The sequence below is a fragment of the Sandaracinus amylolyticus genome, from assembly GCF_000737325.1.
Taxonomy (GTDB): domain Bacteria; phylum Myxococcota_A; class Polyangia; order Polyangiales; family Sandaracinaceae; genus Sandaracinus; species Sandaracinus amylolyticus.
In genome coordinates, this window is record NZ_CP011125.1 from 5,048,406 (window position 1) to 5,067,787 (window position 19,382).

At 72.5% G+C, this 19,382-nt stretch carries 14 protein-coding genes; 7 read left to right on the plus strand and 7 right to left on the minus strand.

The features are described from left to right. Positions 1-15: 15 nt before the first annotated feature. Both DB32_RS21420 and DB32_RS21425 read left to right on the plus strand, forming a co-directional pair. A complete protein-coding gene (locus DB32_RS21420; protein ID WP_053234510.1) occupies positions 16-1,335 on the plus strand; it encodes a D-arabinono-1,4-lactone oxidase in 1,320 nt (439 codons plus the stop codon). Beyond that, positions 1,335-2,930 carry an alkaline phosphatase family protein gene (locus DB32_RS21425; RefSeq protein WP_053234511.1) on the plus strand — a complete coding sequence of 532 codons (1,596 nt, stop codon included), beginning with the start codon at positions 1,335-1,337 and terminating at the stop codon, positions 2,928-2,930. The genes DB32_RS21420 and DB32_RS21425 overlap by 1 nt, the downstream gene beginning before the upstream one ends. On the opposite strand, the gene DB32_RS21430 is transcribed toward DB32_RS21425, so the two are convergent. Then, positions 2,931-4,136, minus strand: a complete 1,206-nt coding sequence (locus tag DB32_RS21430) for an alanine racemase (RefSeq protein ID WP_075097975.1) — start codon at positions 4,134-4,136, stop codon at positions 2,931-2,933. Positions 4,137-4,205: 69 nt separating this feature from the next. On the opposite strand from DB32_RS21430, the gene DB32_RS21435 reads away from it, so the two are divergent. Continuing rightward, positions 4,206-6,212, plus strand: a complete 2,007-nt coding sequence (locus tag DB32_RS21435; RefSeq protein WP_053234513.1) for a monovalent cation:proton antiporter family protein — start codon at positions 4,206-4,208, stop codon at positions 6,210-6,212. Between the two features lie 48 nt (positions 6,213-6,260). Continuing rightward, positions 6,261-8,039 (plus strand): monovalent cation:proton antiporter-2 (CPA2) family protein, encoded by a 1,779-nt coding sequence (locus tag DB32_RS21440; RefSeq protein WP_053234514.1) that lies wholly within the window; start codon positions 6,261-6,263, stop codon positions 8,037-8,039. Positions 8,040-8,140: 101 nt separating this feature from the next. Here the strand turns inward: DB32_RS21440 and phoU are convergent, their stop codons facing one another. The 3 genes from phoU to DB32_RS21455 all read right to left on the minus strand — a co-directional run bounded on the left by phoU (position 8,141) and on the right by DB32_RS21455 (position 10,076). After that, positions 8,141-8,827 (minus strand): phosphate signaling complex protein PhoU, encoded by a 687-nt coding sequence (phoU, locus tag DB32_RS21445; protein WP_053234515.1) that lies wholly within the window; start codon positions 8,825-8,827, stop codon positions 8,141-8,143. Positions 8,828-8,916: 89 nt separating this feature from the next. Next, the gene (locus DB32_RS21450) at positions 8,917-9,180 is read right to left on the minus strand and encodes a hypothetical protein (RefSeq protein ID WP_053234516.1); all 264 of its coding nucleotides are present in this window, start codon (positions 9,178-9,180) and stop codon (positions 8,917-8,919) included. Next, on the minus strand, positions 9,180-10,076 hold the full coding sequence (locus DB32_RS21455) for a hypothetical protein (protein WP_053234517.1): 897 nt from the start codon (positions 10,074-10,076) through the stop codon (positions 9,180-9,182). The genes DB32_RS21450 and DB32_RS21455 overlap by 1 nt, the downstream gene beginning before the upstream one ends. Before the next feature lie 110 nt (positions 10,077-10,186). Between DB32_RS21455 and DB32_RS21460 the strand changes: the two genes are divergently transcribed. The 3 genes from DB32_RS21460 to DB32_RS21470 are packed head-to-tail and all read left to right on the plus strand — an operon-like array spanning position 10,187 to position 15,739. Beyond that, complete coding sequence (locus tag DB32_RS21460; protein ID WP_053234518.1) at positions 10,187-11,347, plus strand: acyl-CoA dehydrogenase family protein; 1,161 nt, start codon at positions 10,187-10,189, stop codon at positions 11,345-11,347. Further along, a complete protein-coding gene (locus DB32_RS21465) occupies positions 11,344-12,150 on the plus strand; it encodes a BtpA family protein (protein ID WP_053234519.1) in 807 nt (268 codons plus the stop codon). Before DB32_RS21460 ends, DB32_RS21465 begins: the two co-directional genes overlap by 4 nt. A 46-nt stretch (positions 12,151-12,196) precedes the next feature. Next, entirely contained in the window at positions 12,197-15,739 is a 3,543-nt protein-coding gene (locus tag DB32_RS21470) for a PAS domain-containing protein (protein ID WP_053234520.1), read from the plus strand. Between the two features lie 8 nt (positions 15,740-15,747). Here the strand turns inward: DB32_RS21470 and feoB are convergent, their stop codons facing one another. The 3 genes from feoB to DB32_RS21485 all read right to left on the minus strand — a co-directional run bounded on the left by feoB (position 15,748) and on the right by DB32_RS21485 (position 19,188). Beyond that, the gene (gene feoB, locus DB32_RS21475; RefSeq protein WP_053234521.1) at positions 15,748-17,955 is read right to left on the minus strand and encodes a ferrous iron transport protein B; all 2,208 of its coding nucleotides are present in this window, start codon (positions 17,953-17,955) and stop codon (positions 15,748-15,750) included. Further along, positions 17,952-18,188, minus strand: a complete 237-nt coding sequence (locus tag DB32_RS21480) for a FeoA family protein (RefSeq protein ID WP_053234522.1) — start codon at positions 18,186-18,188, stop codon at positions 17,952-17,954. The genes feoB and DB32_RS21480 overlap by 4 nt, the downstream gene beginning before the upstream one ends. Before the next feature lie 76 nt (positions 18,189-18,264). Then, positions 18,265-19,188, minus strand: coding sequence for a hypothetical protein (locus DB32_RS21485; RefSeq protein ID WP_157069255.1), 924 nt, complete (start codon positions 19,186-19,188; stop codon positions 18,265-18,267). Between the last annotated feature and the right edge of the window lie 194 nt (positions 19,189-19,382).

The window sequence follows — 19,382 nt, forward strand, 5'->3', positions numbered from 1 at the left end:
TATGGTCGCGCGGTGATGCGGAGCTTCCGGACCTGGTCCGGCTACCACACGACGATCCCCGCGCGATGGGCGACGCCGGGCTCGGAGGCCGAGATCGCCGCGCTCCTGCGCGAGGCGGATCGCGCGGGCCGGCGCGTGAAGGTGATCGGCTCGGGGCACTCGTGGTCGGACATCGCGCTGCCCGACGACGTCTGCGTCGATCTGCGGCGCATGCGTCGCGTGCTCGCGATCGACGCCGCGGCGCGCACCATCCGCGTGCAGGCCGGGATCCGGCTCGAGGAGATCACCGACGCGCTCGATCGCGTCGGCATGGCGCTGCCGATCCTCGGCTCGATCGCGAAGCAGACGATCGCCGGCGCGATCGCGACCGGCACCCACGGCAGCTCGCTGCGGCACGGCAACCTCGCGAGCCTCGTCGTCGCGATGCGGCTCGTGACGCCGCGCGGCGAGATCGTGGAGCTCGGCCCCGAGCACCCGTGGCTGCCCGCGGCGCGCGTGTCGCTCGGCGCGCTCGGGATCGTCACCGAGGTCACGCTCTCGACGACGCCCGCGTTCCGCCTCGAGGAGTCGCTCGAGACGCGCCCGATCGAGCGCGTCGCGCGCGAGCTGCGCACGATCGCGCAGAGCGCCGAGTACGTGAAGATCTGGTGGCTGCCGACCCAGGGCGATGCGCTGATCTTCCGCTATGCGCGAACGCCGCTGCGCGCCGTCGCGCGCCCGCTCGCGCGCTTCGTGGACGAGAAGATCGTCAACCAGACGCTCTTCGAGCTCGCGCTGCGCGCCGCCGGTCGTTACCCGTCGCTCACGCGACATGTGAATTCGATCGTGATGGGCGCGTACTTCCGCGCCGGGACGCGCGTCGATCGCAGCGATCGCTGCTTCAACCTCGCGATGCCGCCGATCCATCGCGAGACCGAGCTCGCGCTCGAGCTCGACGACGCGGGCGCGCTGCTCTCGGAGGTCGCGGGCGCGATCCACGAGGACGGGCTCGTCGTGAACTTCCCGTGCGAGGTGCGCTTCGTCGCGGGCGACGACGCGTGGATGAGCCCGGCGTACGGTCGCGACACCTGCCAGATCGGGTTCTATCAAGCGGAGAGCCCGCACCTCGCGAAGTACTTCGCGCGCGTCGAGGAGATCGGCGCGCGGTACGACGCGCGGCCGCACTGGGGCAAGGAGTTCTCGACGCCCGGCGAGCGCGTGCGCGCCGCGTACCCGATGGCGCCCGCGTTCCTCGCGCTGCGTCGCGAGCTCGATCCGCGCGGCACCGTGCAGAACCGCTTCCTCCTCCGCGTGCTGGGTCCGATCGACCGCGCAGAAGCGATGGCGGCGGAGTGATGCGCCGCGCGCTCGTGCTCTTCATGGTGCTCGTCGGATGCGGGAGCACACCGCCACGGACGAGCGCGCCGAGCGCGCGACCGCGCCTCGTCGTGGTCGCGGTCTACGATCAGCTCGGCAGCGACGTACTCGCCGCGCACCTGCCGCACCTCGATCCCGACGGCGCGATCCGCAGCGCGATCGCCCGCGGCCGCTACGTGCAGCGCGCGCGTTATGCGTACAGCGCGACGCTCACCGCGCCGGGCCATGCGGCGATCCACTCGGGCGCGTCGCCGCGCGACAGCGGGATCGGAAGCAATCGCGTGTTCGTGCTCGGACGTGGTCGCGTGAGCGCGATGGACGACGGAACGCACCGCGTGTGGGGCCGCGACGATGCGGGCGCGAGCCCGTTCCGGCTGCAGGCCGAGACCGTCGCCGACGTGATCCAGAGCGAACGTCCTGCGTCGCTCGTCGTGTCGCTCGCGCTGAAGGATCGCTCCGCGATCCTTCCCGGCGGGCAGCACCCCGATGTCTGCGTGTGGTTCGACGCCGAGGCCGGCGGGTTCACGAGCTCGACGTGGTACGCGCCTGCGATGCCCGAGTGGCTCGCGTCGTGGCGCGCGCGCGAGCCCTTCGAGGCGGCGATGGAGACGCCGTGGACGCCGCGCGATCCCGCTGCGCTCGAGGCGCGCTTCGGGCCCGACGTGCAGCCGGGCGAAGGCGCGTACGGGTTCGACGCGAGCTTCCCGCACGACGCGCGTGGGCTCGAGGACGCGGATGCGTTCCGCTCGTTGCCGTCGAGCACCGATCACATGCTCGCGCTCGGGCGCGAGATCGCCGCGCGCTTCGAGCTGGGCGAGGACGACGAGCCCGATCTCCTCGCGCTCTCGATCTCGACGACCGACTACGTCGGGCACGCGTTCGGCCCGTCATCGTGGGAGTACGCGGACGTGCTGCTGCGCGTCGATCGCGCGCTCGGGGACTTCGTGCGGGAGCTCGAGGCGCGCGTCGGACCGATCGCGCTCGTGATCACGTCGGACCACGGCGCGGCGGAGCTCGTCGAGCGCACGCACGCGAGCGGGCACACCGACGCAGTGCGCTTCACGAGCGAGTCGTCGCTGCCTCGCCTCGAGGCGCACCTGCGCGAGACGCTCGGCGCGCCGCCGGAGGGCGCGACCGCGTGGGCCGAGGGCTGGGTGCAACCGTACGTGTACCTCGGCATGCGCGAGCCGCGCGTGATCGAGGCAGCGCTCGCGTGGCTGCGCGCGCAGCCGGGGATCGGCGCGGCGGTGGACGCGCGCGCGGTCGCGGCGGCGCCGGTGCCCGAGGGCGAGTCGCTCGACGCGCTGATCGCGCGCGCGATCCCGCGGGATCCGCCGGGCGACATCTACGTGATGCCCGCCGAGCGCTCGGTCGCGATGGAGGACATGCCCGAGGGCGTCGGCACGTCGCACGGCTCGGCGTGGCTCTACGATCGCGACGTGCCGGTGATCGTCGTGGGACCGCAGTTCGCGCGCGAAGAGATCACCGACGTGATGCCGCAGTGCCGCGTCGCGGGGACCATCGCCGAGCTCGCCGGCGTGCGGGCGCCGCGCTTCGCGTGCGGCGCGCTCTGATCACCCGAAGCACACGCCGTCGCCGCGATACGTCGGCTCGCGCGCTTCGATCACCCCGCCACGCACCATCAGGTACTCGCGGAAGCGCTCGGCCATCTCGCCGGCCTTCGCGTGGCGGAAGATCACGGGATCGCCGACGCGCGGCCTGCGCTCCGCGCGATCGACGCGCAGCGGCGACTGCACCTCGCCCGCGCCCTCGAGCCCGATCCACGCGAGCCCGCGCGGCGACCACGGCATCGGCAGCCGATCGAGCCCCGGCGTGCCCGACGCGACGTAACCGCCGTACGCGCACGTCACGTGATCACGATCGGGCACGCGCGCGACCTCGAGCGCGAAGAACTGCGCGGGCTCGAGATCGAGCCCCGCGTACCCGTCGAACAAGTGCGAGCAGAGGAACCCCGAGCCCACCGCGACCTCGGTGACGACGGGGTCCGCCGCGGTGATCTCGATGCTGCCCGTGCCGCCGCCGTCGACGAGCGCTGCGTCGGGGCACTCGACGCGCATGGCGCTCACCGCCGCGCCGCGCAGCGCGCGCACCGCGGGGATCGCGAGCGACTTCAGCGCGCGCGCCGCCGCGTTCTTCGCCGCACCCGCGCTCGCGCTCGCATCGGGCAGCCCCGCGACGTGCGCCTCGTACGCCATGAGCCCGACCATGCGCACGCCGGGGACCGACTTCGCCGCGCGCGCCAGCGCGCCCACGTCGTCCGCGCTGCGGAGCGGGCTGCGCCGGACGCCGAGGTGCGCGCGCCCTCCGAGCGGCCGGTACGACACGTCGAGATCGAGCACCGCATCGAGCGTGATCGACGCACGACGGGCGGCGGCACCCAGCGCCTCGAGGTGATCGCTCGAGTCGACGATGCAGCGAATGTTGGCACCGAGTGCCACTTTCTGCGCGACCGCGTCGAGCGATGCGTGCTGCACCGTCGGGTACGCGATCAGCAGATCGTCGAAGCCCTGCGACGCGAGCCACGCTGCTTCGTCCGCCGAGTAGCAGAGGAGCCCGCGGAACGCGTCCCCGCCGCGCTCGAGCACGCGCCGCAGCACACCGCGGTGCCGCACCGACTTCGACGCGACGCGCACGGTGCGGCCGGTCCCCGCGATGCGCGCGCGCACCCGATCGACGTTGCGCTCCAGCGCGTCGAGGTCGACGAGCGCGCACGGGAGGCGCTCGGACGCGAGCGCGCGGCGGAAATCATCCCAGTCCATCTGCGCATCGTACCCGCGGCGAAGCGCAAGGAACGAGCACGCGAGCACGTCGTGCCTAGATCCCGGTCCGTGCACGAGCTCCCGCTCCTGACCACGACCGGCGTCGCGCTGCTCACCGCGCTGTTCGGGGGCCTCGTCGCGCGCCGCATCGGGCTGCCGCCGATCGTCGGGTACATGCTCGCGGGCATCGCGATCGCGCCGCGCACGCCGGGCTTCGTGGGCGACACGGAGACGATGGCGCAGCTCGCGGAGCTCGGCGTCGTGCTGCTGATGTTCGGGGTCGGCGCGCACTTCTCGTTCCGCGATCTCTGGCGCGTGCGCAGCGTCGCGGTGCCGGGCGCGATCGTGCAGATGCTCGCGTCGACCGCGCTCGCCTACGGCATCGTGCGCGCGTGGGGTTGGAGCCCCGGGTCGAGCATCCTGCTCGGGATCGCAGTCTCGATCGCGAGCACGGTGGTGCTGCTGCGCGCGCTGATGGAGCGGGGGCTGCTCGACACGGCGCACGGGCGCGTCGCGGTCGGATGGCTGGTGTTCGAGGATCTCGCGACCGTCGTGATCCTCGTGATGCTGCCCGCGATCTTCGGGCACCGCGACGTCGGCCTGGAGGACCTCGCATGGGCCGTCGGGAGGGCGATCGCGTTCGTCGTGCTGATGGTCACGATCGGTGGGCGGCTCGTGTCCGCGGTGCTGCGCGCGGTCGCGCGCACGCGCTCGCACGAGCTCTTCGTGCTCGCGGCGCTCACGCTCGCGCTCGGTACCGCGCTCGCGTCGGCGCACTTCTTCGGGGTCTCGCTCGCGCTCGGCGCGTTCGTCGCGGGCGTGATCGTCGGCGAGTCGCGCTTCGGTCATCAGGTGAGCGCCGATCTCGTGCCCTTCCGAGATGCGTTCGCGGTGCTCTTCTTCGTGTCGATCGGGATGCTGGTCGAGCCCGCGTACCTCGCGGCGCACGCGCTCGAGGTCGTCGCGCTCACCGCGATCGTGGTCCTCGGCAAGCTCGCGATCGCCGGCGCGATCGTGCTCGCGCTCGGCGGCCCGCTGCGCACCGCGCTCGTGGTCGGCGCGGGGCTCGCGCAGATCGGTGAATTCTCGTTCATCGTCGGCCAGGCGGGCGTGCGGCTGGGCATCCTCGAGGGCGAGCAGTACTCGCTGATCCTCGCGGTCGCGATCGTGTCGATCACCCTGAACCCGTTGGTGTTCCGCGTCGTCGAGAAGCTCGAGGGCGCGCTCGCGGGCACGCGCCTCGCTCGCGCGCGGCCGCGCGCACCGCGCGACGTGCCCCCGGAGACCACCACGCTCGACGGGCACGTGGTGATCGTCGGCTACGGGCGCGTCGGCGCGCACGTGGTGGACGTGCTCGACACGCTGCGGATCCCGATGCTCGTCGTCGAGAACGACACCGAGCGCTTCGACGCGATCACGAAGCGCGGCTGCGCGGTGACGCTCTTCGGCGACGCGTCGAGCCCCGAGCTGCTCGAGCGCTGCGGGCTCGAGCATGCGCGCGCCGTCGTCGTCGCGCTCTCGAACGACGCGACGACCGAGCTCGTGGTGACACGCGCGAGAGAGGCCGCGTCGTCGCTGAACATCCTCGCGCGCGCGTCGTCTCGCGAGCACGCGGAGAGCGTCGTCGCGCTCGGCGCGTCCGAGAGCGTCGACCCTCAGCTCGAAGGCGGGCTCGAGCTCGTGCGCCGCTTGCTCGTGTCGCTGCACGTGCCGCTCGAGGTCGCGCAGCGGCAGGCCGATGCGCTGCGCATCCGCGAGCAGCGTCACAGCAGCGAGCGCGCGCGCGTGCTCGAGCAGCTCCTCCGCGGCGCGCCGGGCCTCGAGGTCGCGTGGGTGCGCGTGCAGCCCGAGAGCGAGGTCGTCGGTCGCAGCCTCGCCGAGACGCAGCTGCGCACGCGCACCGGAGTCTCCGCGGTCGCGATCGCGCGCGACGAAGACGTCCTGCCGAACCCCAGCCCCACGACGCGCCTGCGCGCCGATGACAGCATCGCGGTCATCGGCGCGCGCGAGCAGATCGACGCCGCGATCCGCTGGTTGACCGAGCTGCGCCCGCCCGTCGGCACGAGCGAGACCTGACCGAGCACTGGACGTCGCAGGGCGCGTCCCCATGCCTGCGGTCCCACCATGCTCGCGCTCACGGCGGTGTTCCTCGCGGCGGCGGTCGTCGCCGTGCCCGTGTTCAAACGGCTCGGGCTCGGATCCGTGCTCGGATATCTCGTGGGCGGCGCGATCATCGGGCCGTCCGGGCTCGGGCTCGTCGAGGACGTGCAGTCGACGCTGCACTTCGCCGAGTTCGGCGTGGTGCTGCTGCTCTTCATCATCGGGCTCGAGCTCCAGCCCGCGCGCCTCTGGCGCATGCGCGGCGCGGTGTTCGGGCTCGGCGGCGCGCAGGTCCTCGCGACCGCCGCGATCGTGGGCGGCATCGCGATCGCGCTCGGTCTCGACTGGCGCGCCGCGCTCGTCGCGGGCTTCGCGCTCGCGATGTCGTCGACCGCGTTCGCGACGCAGATGCTCGGCGAGAAGCACGAGCTGTCGACGCCGCACGGGCGCGCGGCGTTCGGCGTCCTGCTCTTCCAGGACGTCGCGGCGATCCCGCTGCTCGCGATCGTGCCGATGCTCGGCGCGGCGCCCACCGACAGCGGCTCGCCGTGGATGCGGTTCGGCCTCGCCGCGGGCGTGATCGTCGCGCTCGTGATCGGCGGGCGCATGCTGCTGCGCCCGATGTTCCGGCTGATCGCGCAAGCGCGCAGCCACGAGCTCTCGGTCGCGTCGGCGCTGCTCGTCGTGGTCGCGACCGCGATCCTGATGGAGCACGTGGGCCTCTCGATGGCGCTCGGCGCGTTCATCGCGGGCGTGCTCCTCGCCGACTCCGAGTACCGCCACGAGCTCGAGGCGAACATCGAGCCCTTCAAGGGCCTCTTGCTCGGCCTCTTCTTCATGGCGGTCGGCATGTCAGCGAACCTCGGCGTGCTCCTCGCGCACCCGCTGCTGATCGTCGGGCTCGCGCTCGCGCTGGTCGCCGCGAAGTTCGCGGTGCTCGTGATCCTCGCGCGCCTGACCGGTCACTCGACGGAGTCGAGCGCGAGCCTCGGCGTCGCGATCTCGCAGGGCGGCGAGTTCGCGTTCGTGATCTTCGGCGTCGCGACCCAGTCGAGCGTGCTGCGCGGCGACGTCGTCGAGATCCTCGTCGTCGTCGTGACCATCTCGATGGCGGTCACGCCGCTGCTCTTCCTCGCGCGCGACCGCGTGCAGCAGCGCCTCGAGCGCGCGAGCGAGCAGCGCGCGTTCGACGAGATCGACGGCGACGAGAGCCAGGTGATCATCGCGGGGTTCGGTCGGTTCGGGCAGATCGTGGGACGCGTGCTGCGCCTGCGGCGCATCCCGTTCACCGCGCTCGACGTGAGCCCCGAGCACGTCGACTTCCTCCGCCGCTTCGGCAACAAGATCCACTACGGCGACGCGTCACGCCTCGATCTCCTGCGCGCGGCGAAGGCGGAGAGCGCGAAGGTGCTCGTGCTCGCGATCGACGACGTCGAGGCCTCGATGCGCACGCTCCACCTCGTGAAGGAGCACTTCCCGCACCTCAAGGTCGTCGCGCGCGCGCGCAACCGGCAGCACGCGTACGCGCTGCTCGGCGTAGGTGTCGACACCGTGATCCGCGAGACCTTCGCGGGCAGCGTCGAGGCCGCGCAGCGCACGCTCGAGGAGCTCGGCCTCGCGCACTCCGACGCGAAGCGCGCGGTGCGCCGCTTCGCCGAGTACGACGAGCGCATGGTGCGCGAGATGTTCGTGCACCGCGAGGACGAGAAGAAGCTGATCGAGAGCGCGAAGCTCTACGGCAAGGAGCTCGAGCGCATCTTCGACGACGACGCGCGCTCGAGCCCCGTGCGCGAGGCGAGCTGAGCTAGGGTCCGAACATCGGCTCGCCCGGTCAGCGCCCCCCGTCCACGTGCTCCGCACGCTCCCGTGCGGGCCCTGCGCCGACGAGCACTCCAGCCACGAGATCAGGACGACGACGATCGCGACACGAAGTGCCGCACGTCGTCGCCGGAGACCATGTAGATCACCATCTCCGCGATGTTCGTCGCGTGGTCCGCGATGCGCTCGAGGTACTTCGCGCAGCTCGCGATGCGCATCCCGTCCTCGACGCGCTCCGGCTGGCTCCGGATGAACTGCATGCTCATCCGCAGGAGCTCGCCGTAGAGCGCGTCGACCGCGTCGTCCTCGCGCAGGACGCGACGCGCCATGTTCGCGTCCTCCTCGACGAACGAGTCGAGCGCCATGCGCACCATCCGCGACGCCGCGTCCGCCATCTCCGCGAGCTTCGGCTGCAGGTTCGCGATCGGCGGGTGCGCGGCGAGCTCGACCGTGCGCTCGGCGACGTTCACCGCTTCGTCGCCGATGCGCTCGAGGTCGGTCACGACCTTCAGCGCGGTGACGAGGAAGCGCAGGTCGCGCCCGACGGGCTGACGGAGCGCGAGGATGCGCACCGTCATCTGGTCGATCGCCATCTCCTCGATGTTGAGGGTGCGATCGCTCTCCTCGACCTCGTGGGCGAGCGCGCTGTCGAGGTTCTCGAACGCGCGGCTCGCCATGTGGATCAGGCTCTCGCAGCGCGCTCCCATCGCGAGCAGTCGCGCCTTGAGATCGCGTAGCTCCTGCTCGTACGCGCGGCTGGTGTGAGTGCCCATGCTGGTCTCGCCGAGACCTCAGAGCTTACTCGACCGGGGCGCGGCCGCTCGTTCCGAGTCGCACGATCGCGAAGAGAACCTGTGACGAGTCAGTCCGCAGCGTCCTCGTCCGCGGCTGCGTCCATGCCCTCCGCGGCGCCGGAATCCTCCGGATTTCCCGCGTCTTCCGTGGTCTGACCGCCGTCGGGCGTGCCCGCGTCGGTCGTGCTCGCGTCCTGGCGCGGCGGCCCGGCATCGCACTCCGGGTGCGGATCCGCGCGATCGCAGAGATCGTACTCGTTCCGGAGACACCCCGCGCTCGAGCCCGCGATCGCGAGCGCCAGCAAGGCCACGAGCCCTCCGCGCGCACGCATCAGAACTGCCCTCGCAAGCCGACGTTTCCGGGCCCGAGCACGACGTCGATGCGCGCCGTGTCCGTGACGAACGCGCCGGTCACGAACCACACGACGCCGCCTCCGAGCGCGAGGATGCCCGCGACCGTGAGCGTCACGCCGACGGGCACGTTGGGGTCCTCGCCGCGCAGGCACGTGCCCGAAGGCGCGCGGTTCTCGCAGGTGCCATCGAGCAGCGCGTACACGCCGAGCCCGATGCCTGCCGCGCCGAACGCGGCGAGCATCGTCGGCCCGATGAAGTCGAACCCGGGCGTCGTATCGCCCTGCACGTCGCCGCCGGCGCGCCCGGCCGCGACGTCGACGTCGGTGGTCGCCGTCGGGCTCGTGCTCGTCTCCGGCTCGGCGCGCGACGCGCCGTCGATGCCCGCGCCCTCGATCAGCACCGCGCGCGTCTGCTGCTGCCGCACGTCGCGCGTCGCCTCGGTCGCTGCCGCTGCGAGCCCCGGCTCGCCGATCGATCGCGTCGCCGAGTAGCTGCGCGATCCCGCGAGCGCCGAGACGACGACCGAGTCCGCGACCTGCGCGTCGCCCTCGGCGCGCATCCACACCGCGACGCCGACGATCGTGCGCGCCTCGAGCTCGAACGCGAGCGCGCGCGCGTCCGCGAGCGACGTCATCGCGCGCAGCCGCGCGGGCGGGACGCGCAGCGCGATCTCCGCCTCGGGCACCACCACGACGCCGTCGCCGCTCAGCGCGGCGATCACGGCGTCGCGCGCCTCGCGCGCCGTCGCATCGGGCGCGTCACCGCCGATCGAGAGCACGATCGCGTCGGCCGCGGACGCCCGCGCTGGCAGCGCGGCCGCGCACGCGATCACGACCGCCGCGAGAACCGATCGACGCGCACCGCTCCCAGGCACGGGCGCGAAGGTCGCACGCGCACGGAGTCACGTCCACTGGCCCGATACGCTTGAGGTTCCGCACGAGCGGCGGGTGGCCTGCGACAGGTCGGTCACGGTATCTAGCCCCCATGCAGACCCCCGCCTCCGACCTCCTCTTCAACCCCACCGACGAGCACCGGATGCTGCGGCAGACCGTCGCGGAGTTCGCCCGTCGCGAGGTCGATCCGCAGGCCGCCGAGCACGACGCGAGCGGCGAGCTCAACAAGCCGCTCTTCCGCACGCTCGGCGAGCTGGGTCTGCTCGGGATCACCGTGCCCGGCGAGGACGGCGGCGCGGGCATGGACACGGTCGCGGCGGTGATCGTCCACCACGAGCTCGCGAAGTACGACCCGGGCTTCACGCTCGCGTACCTCGCGCACTCGATGCTGTTCGTGAACAACTTCTACCACTGCTCGAACGCGGAGCAGCGCAAGCGCTACCTCGCGAAGACGATCAGCGGCGAGTGGATCGCGGGCATGGGCATGACCGAGCCCGGCGCGGGCACCGACGTGCTCGGCATGAAGACCACCGCGCGCCTCGACGGCGACCACTGGGTGCTGAACGGCACGAAGACGTACATCACGAACGGCGTCGAGGGTTACTGCTTCCTCGTCTACGCGAAGGTCGATGGTCGCGTGACCGCGTTCGTCGTCGATCGCGACTGCCCCGGGTTCTCGACGTCGAACCACATCGACAAGCTCGGCATGCGCGGCTCGACGATGTCGGAGCTGATCTTCGACAACTGCCGCGTCCCGAAGACGAACCTGCTCGGCGACATCGGCGGAGGCGTCACGCACATGATGCGGAACCTCGAGATCGAGCGCCTCACGCTCGCGGCCATGAGCGTCGGCATCGCGGAGCGCTGCGTCGAGATCATGATCGACTACGCGAACGAGCGTCAGACGTTCGGCAAGCCGCTCTCGGAGTACGGCCAGATCCAGCGCTACGTCGCGGACGGCTACGCGGCGATGGAGGCCGCGAAGGCGCTCGTCTACAACGTCGCGCGCGACGTCTCGCCGGAGACGCGCAACCGCATCGGCTCGGACGCCGCGAAGCTCTTCGCCGCGCCGGTCGGGAAGATGTGCGCGGACTACGCGATCCAGGTGATGGGCGGCGCGGGCTACTGCCGCGAGTACCCGGTCGAGCGGCTGTGGCGCGACGCGAAGCTGATCGAGATCGGCGGCGGCACGCTCGAGGCGCACCAGAAGAACATGACGAAGGATCTCGTGCGCGCGCGCAGGACCGCGTGAGCGCGCCGCGCGGCCTGATCGGCGTGATCCATCTGCCCGCGATGCCCGGCGATCCCGGGCACGCGGGCGGTGGCTTCGAGGCCGTCTACGCGCACGCGATGCGCGACGCGGACGCGCTCGCCGAGGGCGGCGTCGAGCACGTCGTCGTCGAGAATTTCGGCTCGCGTCCGTTCGTGAAGGGCGATGCGCGCGATCCGCTGCCGCCGCACCAGGTCGCGGCGATCACGGTGGTCGCGCGCGCGCTGCGCGATCGGTTCGCGCGTGTCGGCGTGAATTGCCTGCGCAACGACGTCGTCGCCGCGCTCGGGATCGCGGCCGCGACGGGCGCGTCGTTCGTGCGCGTGAACGTGCACGTCGGCGCGTACGTGACCGACCAGGGCGTGATCGAGGGCGAGGCCGCGCGCTCGCTCCGCTACCGGCACGCGCTCGGCGCGCACGACGTCGCGATCTGCGCGGACGTGCTCGTGAAGCACGCGACGCCGCTCGCGCCGATCGACGCGACGCAGGCGACGAAGGACACGCTGGATCGCGGCATGGCGGATGCCGTCGTGGTCACCGGCACCGCGACCGGCGCGCCGGTCGATCTCGCGACGCTCGAGAAGGTGCGCGAGGCGGCGGGCACACGCGCGGTGCTGCTCGGGTCGGGGCTCACACCGGACGACGCGGAGCGACTGCTCCGATATGCGGACGGCGCCATCGTGGGGACGTGGGTGAAGGCCGGCGGAGACGTGCGTGCAGCGGTCGACGCGTCGCGCGTGCGTGCGCTCGTGCAGGCCTGTGCAGGACGCTTCCGCGACGCTTGACGCCGGGGAGCCCGAAGCGGGAGGGTGACCCTCTCGGCCTCCCCGCATGAGCGACGCACCCGGCAGGCGGATCACTCCCTCCGTCCACGACTCTCGTCCGCTCGATCGCGGGCTCGCGGTCCTGCTCGATCTGAGCCGTCGCATCGCCAGCTCGGGCGGCGTCGACGCGACGCTGCGCGCGGTGGTCGACACGGTCGTGCCCGCGCTCGCCGACAACGCGACGATCGATCTCCTCGATGACGACGGCACGACGACGCGCCACGCCGCGGCGATCGCGCCGCCGCACGACGCGCACACGCCCGCGCTGCGCGCGCTCGCGCTCGAAGCTGCGCTCGCGGCGACGCTCCGCACGGGCGCGCCGCTCTGGTCGTCGGCGAGCGGAGGCGCGCCGCCCGAGGAGCTCGCGAGCACCCCGGAGAGCGCGCGCCTGCACGCCGCGCTCGGCACGCGCGCCGTGCTCGCCGTGCCGCTGCGGACCCACGACGGAGTGTTCGGCGTGCTCACGCTCGGACGGCGCGCCGACCGCTCGGAGCTCTCCGACGCGCACGTCGAGATCGCGATGGCGGTCGCGATCCGCGCGGGGCTCGCGATCGGCGCGACGCGCGCGCAGCTCCAGGAGCGACGCGCGCGCGAAGCCGCCGAGCGCAACGCGTCGCGGCTCGAGTCGCTGCGCCGCCTCGCGATCGACATCGCGGGCGCGTCGACCGCGCACGACGTGCTGGAGGCCATCTCGGGCCACGCGCGCACGCTGCTCGGCGCGCAGCGCGCCGGGTTCGCCCTGCCCTCGGTGCGGCCGGGGTGGCTCGAGCTCGTCGCCTCGGACGCGCTCGCGCACGAAGCGACGCGCGCGCGCTGGGCGACGTTCCCGATCGGCGCGCCGCTCCCGCTCGCGGTCGCGTTCCGCGAAGGGCGCGCGCTGCTGCACGAGACGCAGGCCTCGATGCTCGAGGCGTACCCCGATCTCGCCGCCTACCACGACATGAAGCACGTGAGCGCGGCCGTCGCGGTCCCGCTGCGCTCCACGGATCGCGTGATCGGCGCGATGGTGCTCGGCTTCGAGGCGCCGCATCGCTTCGACGCGGACGACGTCGCGCTGGTCGAGACGATCGCGAGCCAGACCGCGACCGTGCTCGAGCGGGTCTCGCTGTACGAGCGCTCGCTGCGCGAGGCCGAGCGCCAGCGCCTGCTCGCGCGCGCGAGCGAGCTCCTCGCGAGCTCGCTCGACTACGCGCGAACGCTCCGTGCGATGGCGGAGCTGGCGATCCCGACGTTCGCCGACTGGTCCGCGGTCGACCTGTTCGACGACGACGGCACGGTCCGCCGCGTCGCGGTGCACCACGCCGATCCCGCGAAGGTCGAGCTCGTCCGCTCGATGTTCGAGCGCTGGCCCACGCCGCGCGCGCAGATCGATGCGTTCATCGCGAGCGCGCAGCCGATCCTCATCCCCGAGATGACCGACGACGTGCTCGTGCAAGGCGCGCAGGGCGACGCCGAGTACCTGCGCCTCAGCCGCGAGCTCGAGCTGCGCTCGTATCTTTCGGCGCCGATCCGGGTGCGCGGCGAGGTGCGCGGCGCGATCACGTTCGCGTGGGCCGAGTCGCCTCGCTACTACGGCGAGGACGACGTCGAGGTCGCGCTCGATCTCGCGCGCCGCGCGGGCACCGCGCTCGAGCACGCGACGCTCTACACCGAGGTGCGCGCGGCGGAGCGCCAGGCCGAGATGTCGCGCCGCCTCTTCGAGCAGATGGCGAGCGCGAGCCCCGACACGATCTTCGTCGTCGACGCGAAGACCGGGCGCAACGTCTACGTGAACCGCTTCCTCGATCACGGCGTCGAGTGGGTGCGCTCGCTCGGCCCGGCGCTGCTTCCGACGCTGGTGCACCCCGACGACCTGCCCGGCGTGCTCGATCGGATGTCGCGCATCCCCACGATGCGCGACGGCGAGGCGCTCGAGGAGTCGTACCGCATGCGCCACGCGGACGGCTCGTACCGCTGGCTCGACGTGCGCTCGGTCGTGTTCACGCGCGACGAAGAGGGACGTCCCGCGGAGCTCCTCGGCGTCGCGCGCGACGTGACGATCGAGCGCGCGCGCGACGAAGCGCTGCGGCGCAGCGAGGAGACGCATCGCCTCGCGACGCAGGCCGTGCGCGGCCTCGTGTACGAGTGGGACTTCGAGACCGCCTCGGTCCACCGGTCGCCCGGCATCCGCGACATCGTCGGGTTCGACGTCGACGAGGTCCCGACGGATCCCTCGTGGTGGCGCGACCGCATCCACCCCGACGACGTGCACCACGCCGACGCGCGGTGGCAGCAGCTGCAGCGCGAGGAGACCGAGGTCGCCGACACCGAGTACCGCGTGCTCCATCGCGACGGGTCGTACCGCCACGTGTGGGATCGCGCGTGCGTGCTGCGCGACGACGCGAGCGGGCGCGTCTTGCGCCTCGTCGGCTGCACCATCGACGTGACCGAGCGCGTGCGCGCGCGGAACGCGATCGAGGAGGCGGACCGCCGCAAGACGGAGTTCCTCGCGCTGCTGGGGCACGAGCTGCGCAACCCGCTCGCCGCGATCAGCAGCGCGGTGCAGGTGCTCGAGCTGCTCGGTCCGCCCGAGCCGCGCCTCACCCGCGCGCGCGGCGTGATCGTGCGTCAGGTGGGCCACATGGCGCGCCTGCTCGACGATCTCCTGGATCTCTCGCGCATCGCACGCGGGAAGCTCTCGCTCGAGCTGCAGCCCCTCGATCTGTGCGAGCTCGTGCGCGACTGCGTCGAGGATCATCGCAGCGAGATCGAGCGCTCCGGCGCGTCGCTCGCGCTCGAGCTCCCGAGCGAGGCGATGTCGAGCGCAGGCGATCCCACGCGTCTCGCGCAGGTGCTCGGCAACCTGCTGCACAACGCGGCGAAGTTCACGAGCCCCGGAGGGCACATCGACGTCGCGCTACGCGCCGACGACGGGCGCGCGGTGCTCTCGGTGCGCGACGACGGGATCGGCATCGCGCCCGCGGCGATCGAGCGCATCTTCGAGCCGTTCGTGCAGGACGAGCGCCGCACCGATCGCAGCCAGGGCGGGCTCGGCCTCGGGCTCGCGCTGGTGCGCGGCCTCGTCGAGCTCCACGGCGGCACCGTCCGCGCGCAGAGCGAGGGGCACGGACGCGGCGCCGAGCTCACGATCACGCTCCCGCTGCGCGAGCCCGCGCCGAGCGCGGAGCTCGCGAGCGCGCCCGCCGAGACGCGCCCGCGGCGCGTGCTGATCGTCGAGGACAACGAGGACGCCGCGGAGATGCTCCGCATGGTGCTCGAGAGCGGCGGCCATCACGTCGAGGTCGCGCACACCGGGAGCGAAGCGATCGCGCGGGCGCGCGCGCTCGCCCCCGAGGTCGTGCTCTGCGACATCGGCCTGCCGGGCGTGATGGACGGCTACGACGTCGCGCGCGCACTACGTCGCGACGCGGCCACGAAGGGCGCGCGCCTCGTCGCGCTCACCGGCTACGGGCAGGAAGAAGACCAGCGCCGCGCGATGGACGCAGGCTTCGATCGCCACGTGACGAAGCCCGTCGATCCGCGCGCGCTGGGCTCGCTCGTCGGTTCTTGATCAGTCGCTCAAGAAAAGCCGAGCGCGCGTCCGACCTGGAACACGAGCAGCGACGCCAGGTACGCCAGCGTGTTCATGTAGACGACCATGAGCACGGGCCATTTCCACGAGCCCGACTCGCGCTTCACCATCGCGAACGTGCTCATGCACTGCGCCGCGAGCACGAAGAAGACCATCAGCGAGAGCCCGACGAGCGGCGTGAACACGCGCGTCCCGTCCGCATGTCGCGCCGCGCGCAGCTCGCCGCGCAGCGTGTCGTTCTCCTCGTCCGTGTCCTCGCCCGCGCCGTACACGATGCCGAGGGTGCTCACGAGCACCTCGCGCGCCGCGAACGACGCGATCAGCCCGACGCCGATCTTCCAGTCGAACCCGAGCGGCGCGATCGCGGGCTCGATCGCGCGACCGACCTGCCCCGCGAGGCTCTGCTCCATGCGCTCCGCCGCGTTCTCGGCGTCGATGCTCGCGACGCGCACGTCGAGCGCCTCGCCCTCGAGCGTCGCTTCCGCCTCGGCGCGCATCGCGTCGTAGCGCGCCTCGAGCGCGCCATCGCGCGGATACGAGAGCAGCCCCCACAGCACGATCGTGATCGCGAGGATCAGCGTGCCCGCGTCGACGACGAACGTGCGCGCGCGATCCCACGTCGCGAGCATCACGTTGCGCAGCACCGGCACGCGATACGGCGGCAGCTCGAGCACCAGCGCGGGCTTCGGACCGCGGAGCACGGTGCGTCGCATCACCGCCGCGGCGCCGAGCGTCGTGATCACCGAGAGCGCGTACATCGCGAGCAGCGCGACGGCGCCCACCGCGATCCCGCCCGGCAGCGTCGCCGACGCGGGGAACGCGACCGCGATCACCAGCGTGTACACCGGCAGTCGCGCGCTGCACGACATCAGCGGCAGCGCGAGCATCGTGACGAGGCGGTCCTTGCGGTTCTCGATCGTGCGCGTCGCGAGGATCGCGGGCACGGCGCACGCGAACCCCGAGAGCAGCGGCACGAACGCGCGCCCATGCAGCCCGACGCCGCTCATCACACGATCGATCACGAACGCGACGCGCGCGAGGTAGCCGGAGTCCTCGAGCACCGCGATGAACAGCGAGAGCAGCGCGATCTGCGGCACGAACACGATCACGTTGCCGACGCCCGCGATCACTCCGTCGACGAGCAGATCGCGCAGCGGCCCCGCGGGCGCGTAGCTGCGCAGCACGTCCTGCGCGCCCGCGACCATCGCCTCGATCGCGCCGACCATCGGCTCCGACCACGTGAAGAGCGCCTGGAACAGCGCGCCCATCACCAGCGTGAACACGACGAGCCCGGCGAACGGATGCGTCAGCACCGCGTCGATGCGATCCGTGACGCTCCGCTTCGCAGCGCCCGGCGTCACGCGGATCGCGTCGCGCGCGAGCGCGTCGATGCGCGCATAGCGCGTCGCGATGATCTCGCGATCGATCGAGCGCCCTTCCGCATCGGCGCGCCCGCGCACTTCCGCGACGGCCTCGCGCACCGCGGCGGGCACACCGCGCAGCTCGTCGTCGCCGATCGAGAGGATCGCCCACAGCGCGCGCGCGCGCGCCATCGACGCACGGTGCGCGGGGTCGACGTCGCGGCGCACCATCGGCGCGATCGTCTTCTCGACGTGCTCCACGTCGCGCAGCGTCGCGCCCTCGAGCGCGAGCATGCTCGCGGACGCATCGCGCGCCGACGTCACCGTGAGCGCACGCGTGAGCGCAGCGCGCAGCGCGGGCAGCCCTTCCCCGCTGCGCGCGACCACCGGCACCACGTCCGCGCCGAGGTCCTGCGCGAGGTGCGCGACGTCCACGTCGATCCCCGCGCCGCGCGCCTCGTCCATCATGTTGAGCGCGATCACGACGGGCAGGCCCGTCTCGAGGATCTGCAGCGCGAGGTAGAGGTGCCGCTCGAGCGCGCTCGCGTCGCACACGACGATCACCGCGTCGGGCGGAGGCCCCGCGAGCGGGAGCAGCGCGTCGACCGCGACCTGCTCCTCCGGCGAGCGCGCGGTGAGGCTGTACGTGCCCGGCAGATCGACGAGATCGACGCGCGCGCCGTCCGCCAGCGCGACCTTGCCCACGCGGCGCTCGACGGTGACCCCCGGATAGTTGCCGGTGCGCGCGCGAGCGCCGGTCAGCGCGTTGAAGAGCGTCGTCTTGCCCGCGTTCGGATTGCCCGCGAGGACGACGGTGCGCGGTGCTTCGCTCACGACGCGTCCGCCGTCACGTACACGCCGCGCGCCTCGGCGCGACGGATCGAGAGCGAGTAGCTGCGCACGCGGATCTCGATCGGATCCCCGAGCGGCGCGACGCGCGCGATGCGCACCCTCGTCCCCGGCAGGACACCCATCTCCATGAGCCGTCGCGCGACGCCGCGGTCACCTCCCACGTCGGAGACCACTGCTTCGTCGCCAACCCGAAGATCCGCCAGCGTTTTCGCCATTCCAGCCGAGTTGACAATGGTTCTCGACTACTGGAAACGCAAGCCGCTCGGCGCGGCGTTCCGCACGCTCCGAGGCTCAGCCCGTGCGCTCGAAGCAGTCGTCGGCGATCGCGAGCCTGCGGCGCAGCAGCGCCGTCGCCTCGACGAAGCGCGCGGTGACGGGATCGTGGTACCCGCTCGCGACGGGCAGCGCGGGCTCGTGCGCGCGATAGAAGCGCCCCTGTCGCTCGACGAGCAGCTCGCGCACGTACTTGCCGAGCATCGACGCCAGCGCGACGGGCGGGTGCAGCGCGTCGCAGTCGACCTCGAAGCGCAGCTCGCCGAGCTCGGGCGCCCGGTAGATCGATCGACGACGGCTCTCCTCGATCACCTCGAGCCGCGTCGCGTCGATGCGCGCGAGGTACGGCGCGTAGCGACGGATGCCGCCGACCATCCCGCAGATCGCGAGCAGGTCGTCCTCGGAGATCGCGCGCGCGTCGATCAGCAGGCGCTCGAACAGCTCGAGGTCGACGCACAGCTTGCTGCCGCGCCGCGCGAGCTCGCGGTTGTAGACGCGCACGCACGCGATCGCGCTCCGCGCGTGCACGGGCGTCATCCCTGCGCGCTCGATCCGCGCGAGGAGCGCGCGCCCGCTCGCGATCGATCCGCCGAACGCCGGCAGCGGCATCGCCGCGCCCCAGCAGTGCGGTCGGCTCGACTCGTCACACGGTGCGCGCATGCCCTCCGGGGGCTCGAGCGCGATCGCGTCGAGCAGCGCGTCGACGTCGTCGACCACGCGCCCACACGCGCGCTCGACCAGCGCGAGCGCGATGCCCTCGGCGTGCGCCATCTCGCCGAACGCGCTCGTCGCTTTGCTGTCGCCGATCCCCGCGCGCGTCGCGATGCGGCGCACGCGCGCTGGATCGTACCCGCGCGCGTCGAGCTCGAACGTCACCGCGGTCGCCACCAGCGGGCCGAGGCGTGGCCCGAGCCCGTTCTCGTCGACACCGACCACTCGCACGCGCGCGAATCTATCCGAGCTGCCCGAATGTGCAGCATCGGATTCGCTCCCACTTCCACCCACGGAAGAGAATGCCGGTCTCGCTTGAGGCCTCGAGAGCGCGCGCCTATGATGCCCGGGTCGACCAAGGCGTGCGTGACGCGCCGTCCCGTCGCGCCCCGGGGCGCGCGCCCGGCGAGGAGACGTTCGCCCTC

What these genes read in the sequence shown, in the direction of transcription:
- phoU (WP_053234515.1), bottom strand. Translation starts at nt 8,827, where the DNA reads ATGGGCACTCACACCAGCCGCGCGTACGAGCAGGAGCTACGCGATCTC.
- DB32_RS21430 (WP_075097975.1), bottom strand. Translation starts at nt 4,136, where the DNA reads ATGGACTGGGATGATTTCCGCCGCGCGCTCGCGTCCGAGCGCCTCCCG.
- DB32_RS21460 (WP_053234518.1), top strand. Translation starts at nt 10,187, where the DNA reads ATGCAGACCCCCGCCTCCGACCTCCTCTTCAACCCCACCGACGAGCAC.
- DB32_RS21420 (WP_053234510.1), top strand. Translation starts at nt 16, where the DNA reads ATGCGGAGCTTCCGGACCTGGTCCGGCTACCACACGACGATCCCCGCG.
- DB32_RS21425 (WP_053234511.1), top strand. Translation starts at nt 1,335, where the DNA reads ATGCGCCGCGCGCTCGTGCTCTTCATGGTGCTCGTCGGATGCGGGAGC.
- DB32_RS21470 (WP_053234520.1), top strand. Translation starts at nt 12,197, where the DNA reads ATGAGCGACGCACCCGGCAGGCGGATCACTCCCTCCGTCCACGACTCT.
- DB32_RS21450 (WP_053234516.1), bottom strand. Translation starts at nt 9,180, where the DNA reads ATGCGTGCGCGCGGAGGGCTCGTGGCCTTGCTGGCGCTCGCGATCGCG.
- DB32_RS21480 (WP_053234522.1), bottom strand. Translation starts at nt 18,188, where the DNA reads ATGGCGAAAACGCTGGCGGATCTTCGGGTTGGCGACGAAGCAGTGGTC.
- DB32_RS21440 (WP_053234514.1), top strand. Translation starts at nt 6,261, where the DNA reads ATGCTCGCGCTCACGGCGGTGTTCCTCGCGGCGGCGGTCGTCGCCGTG.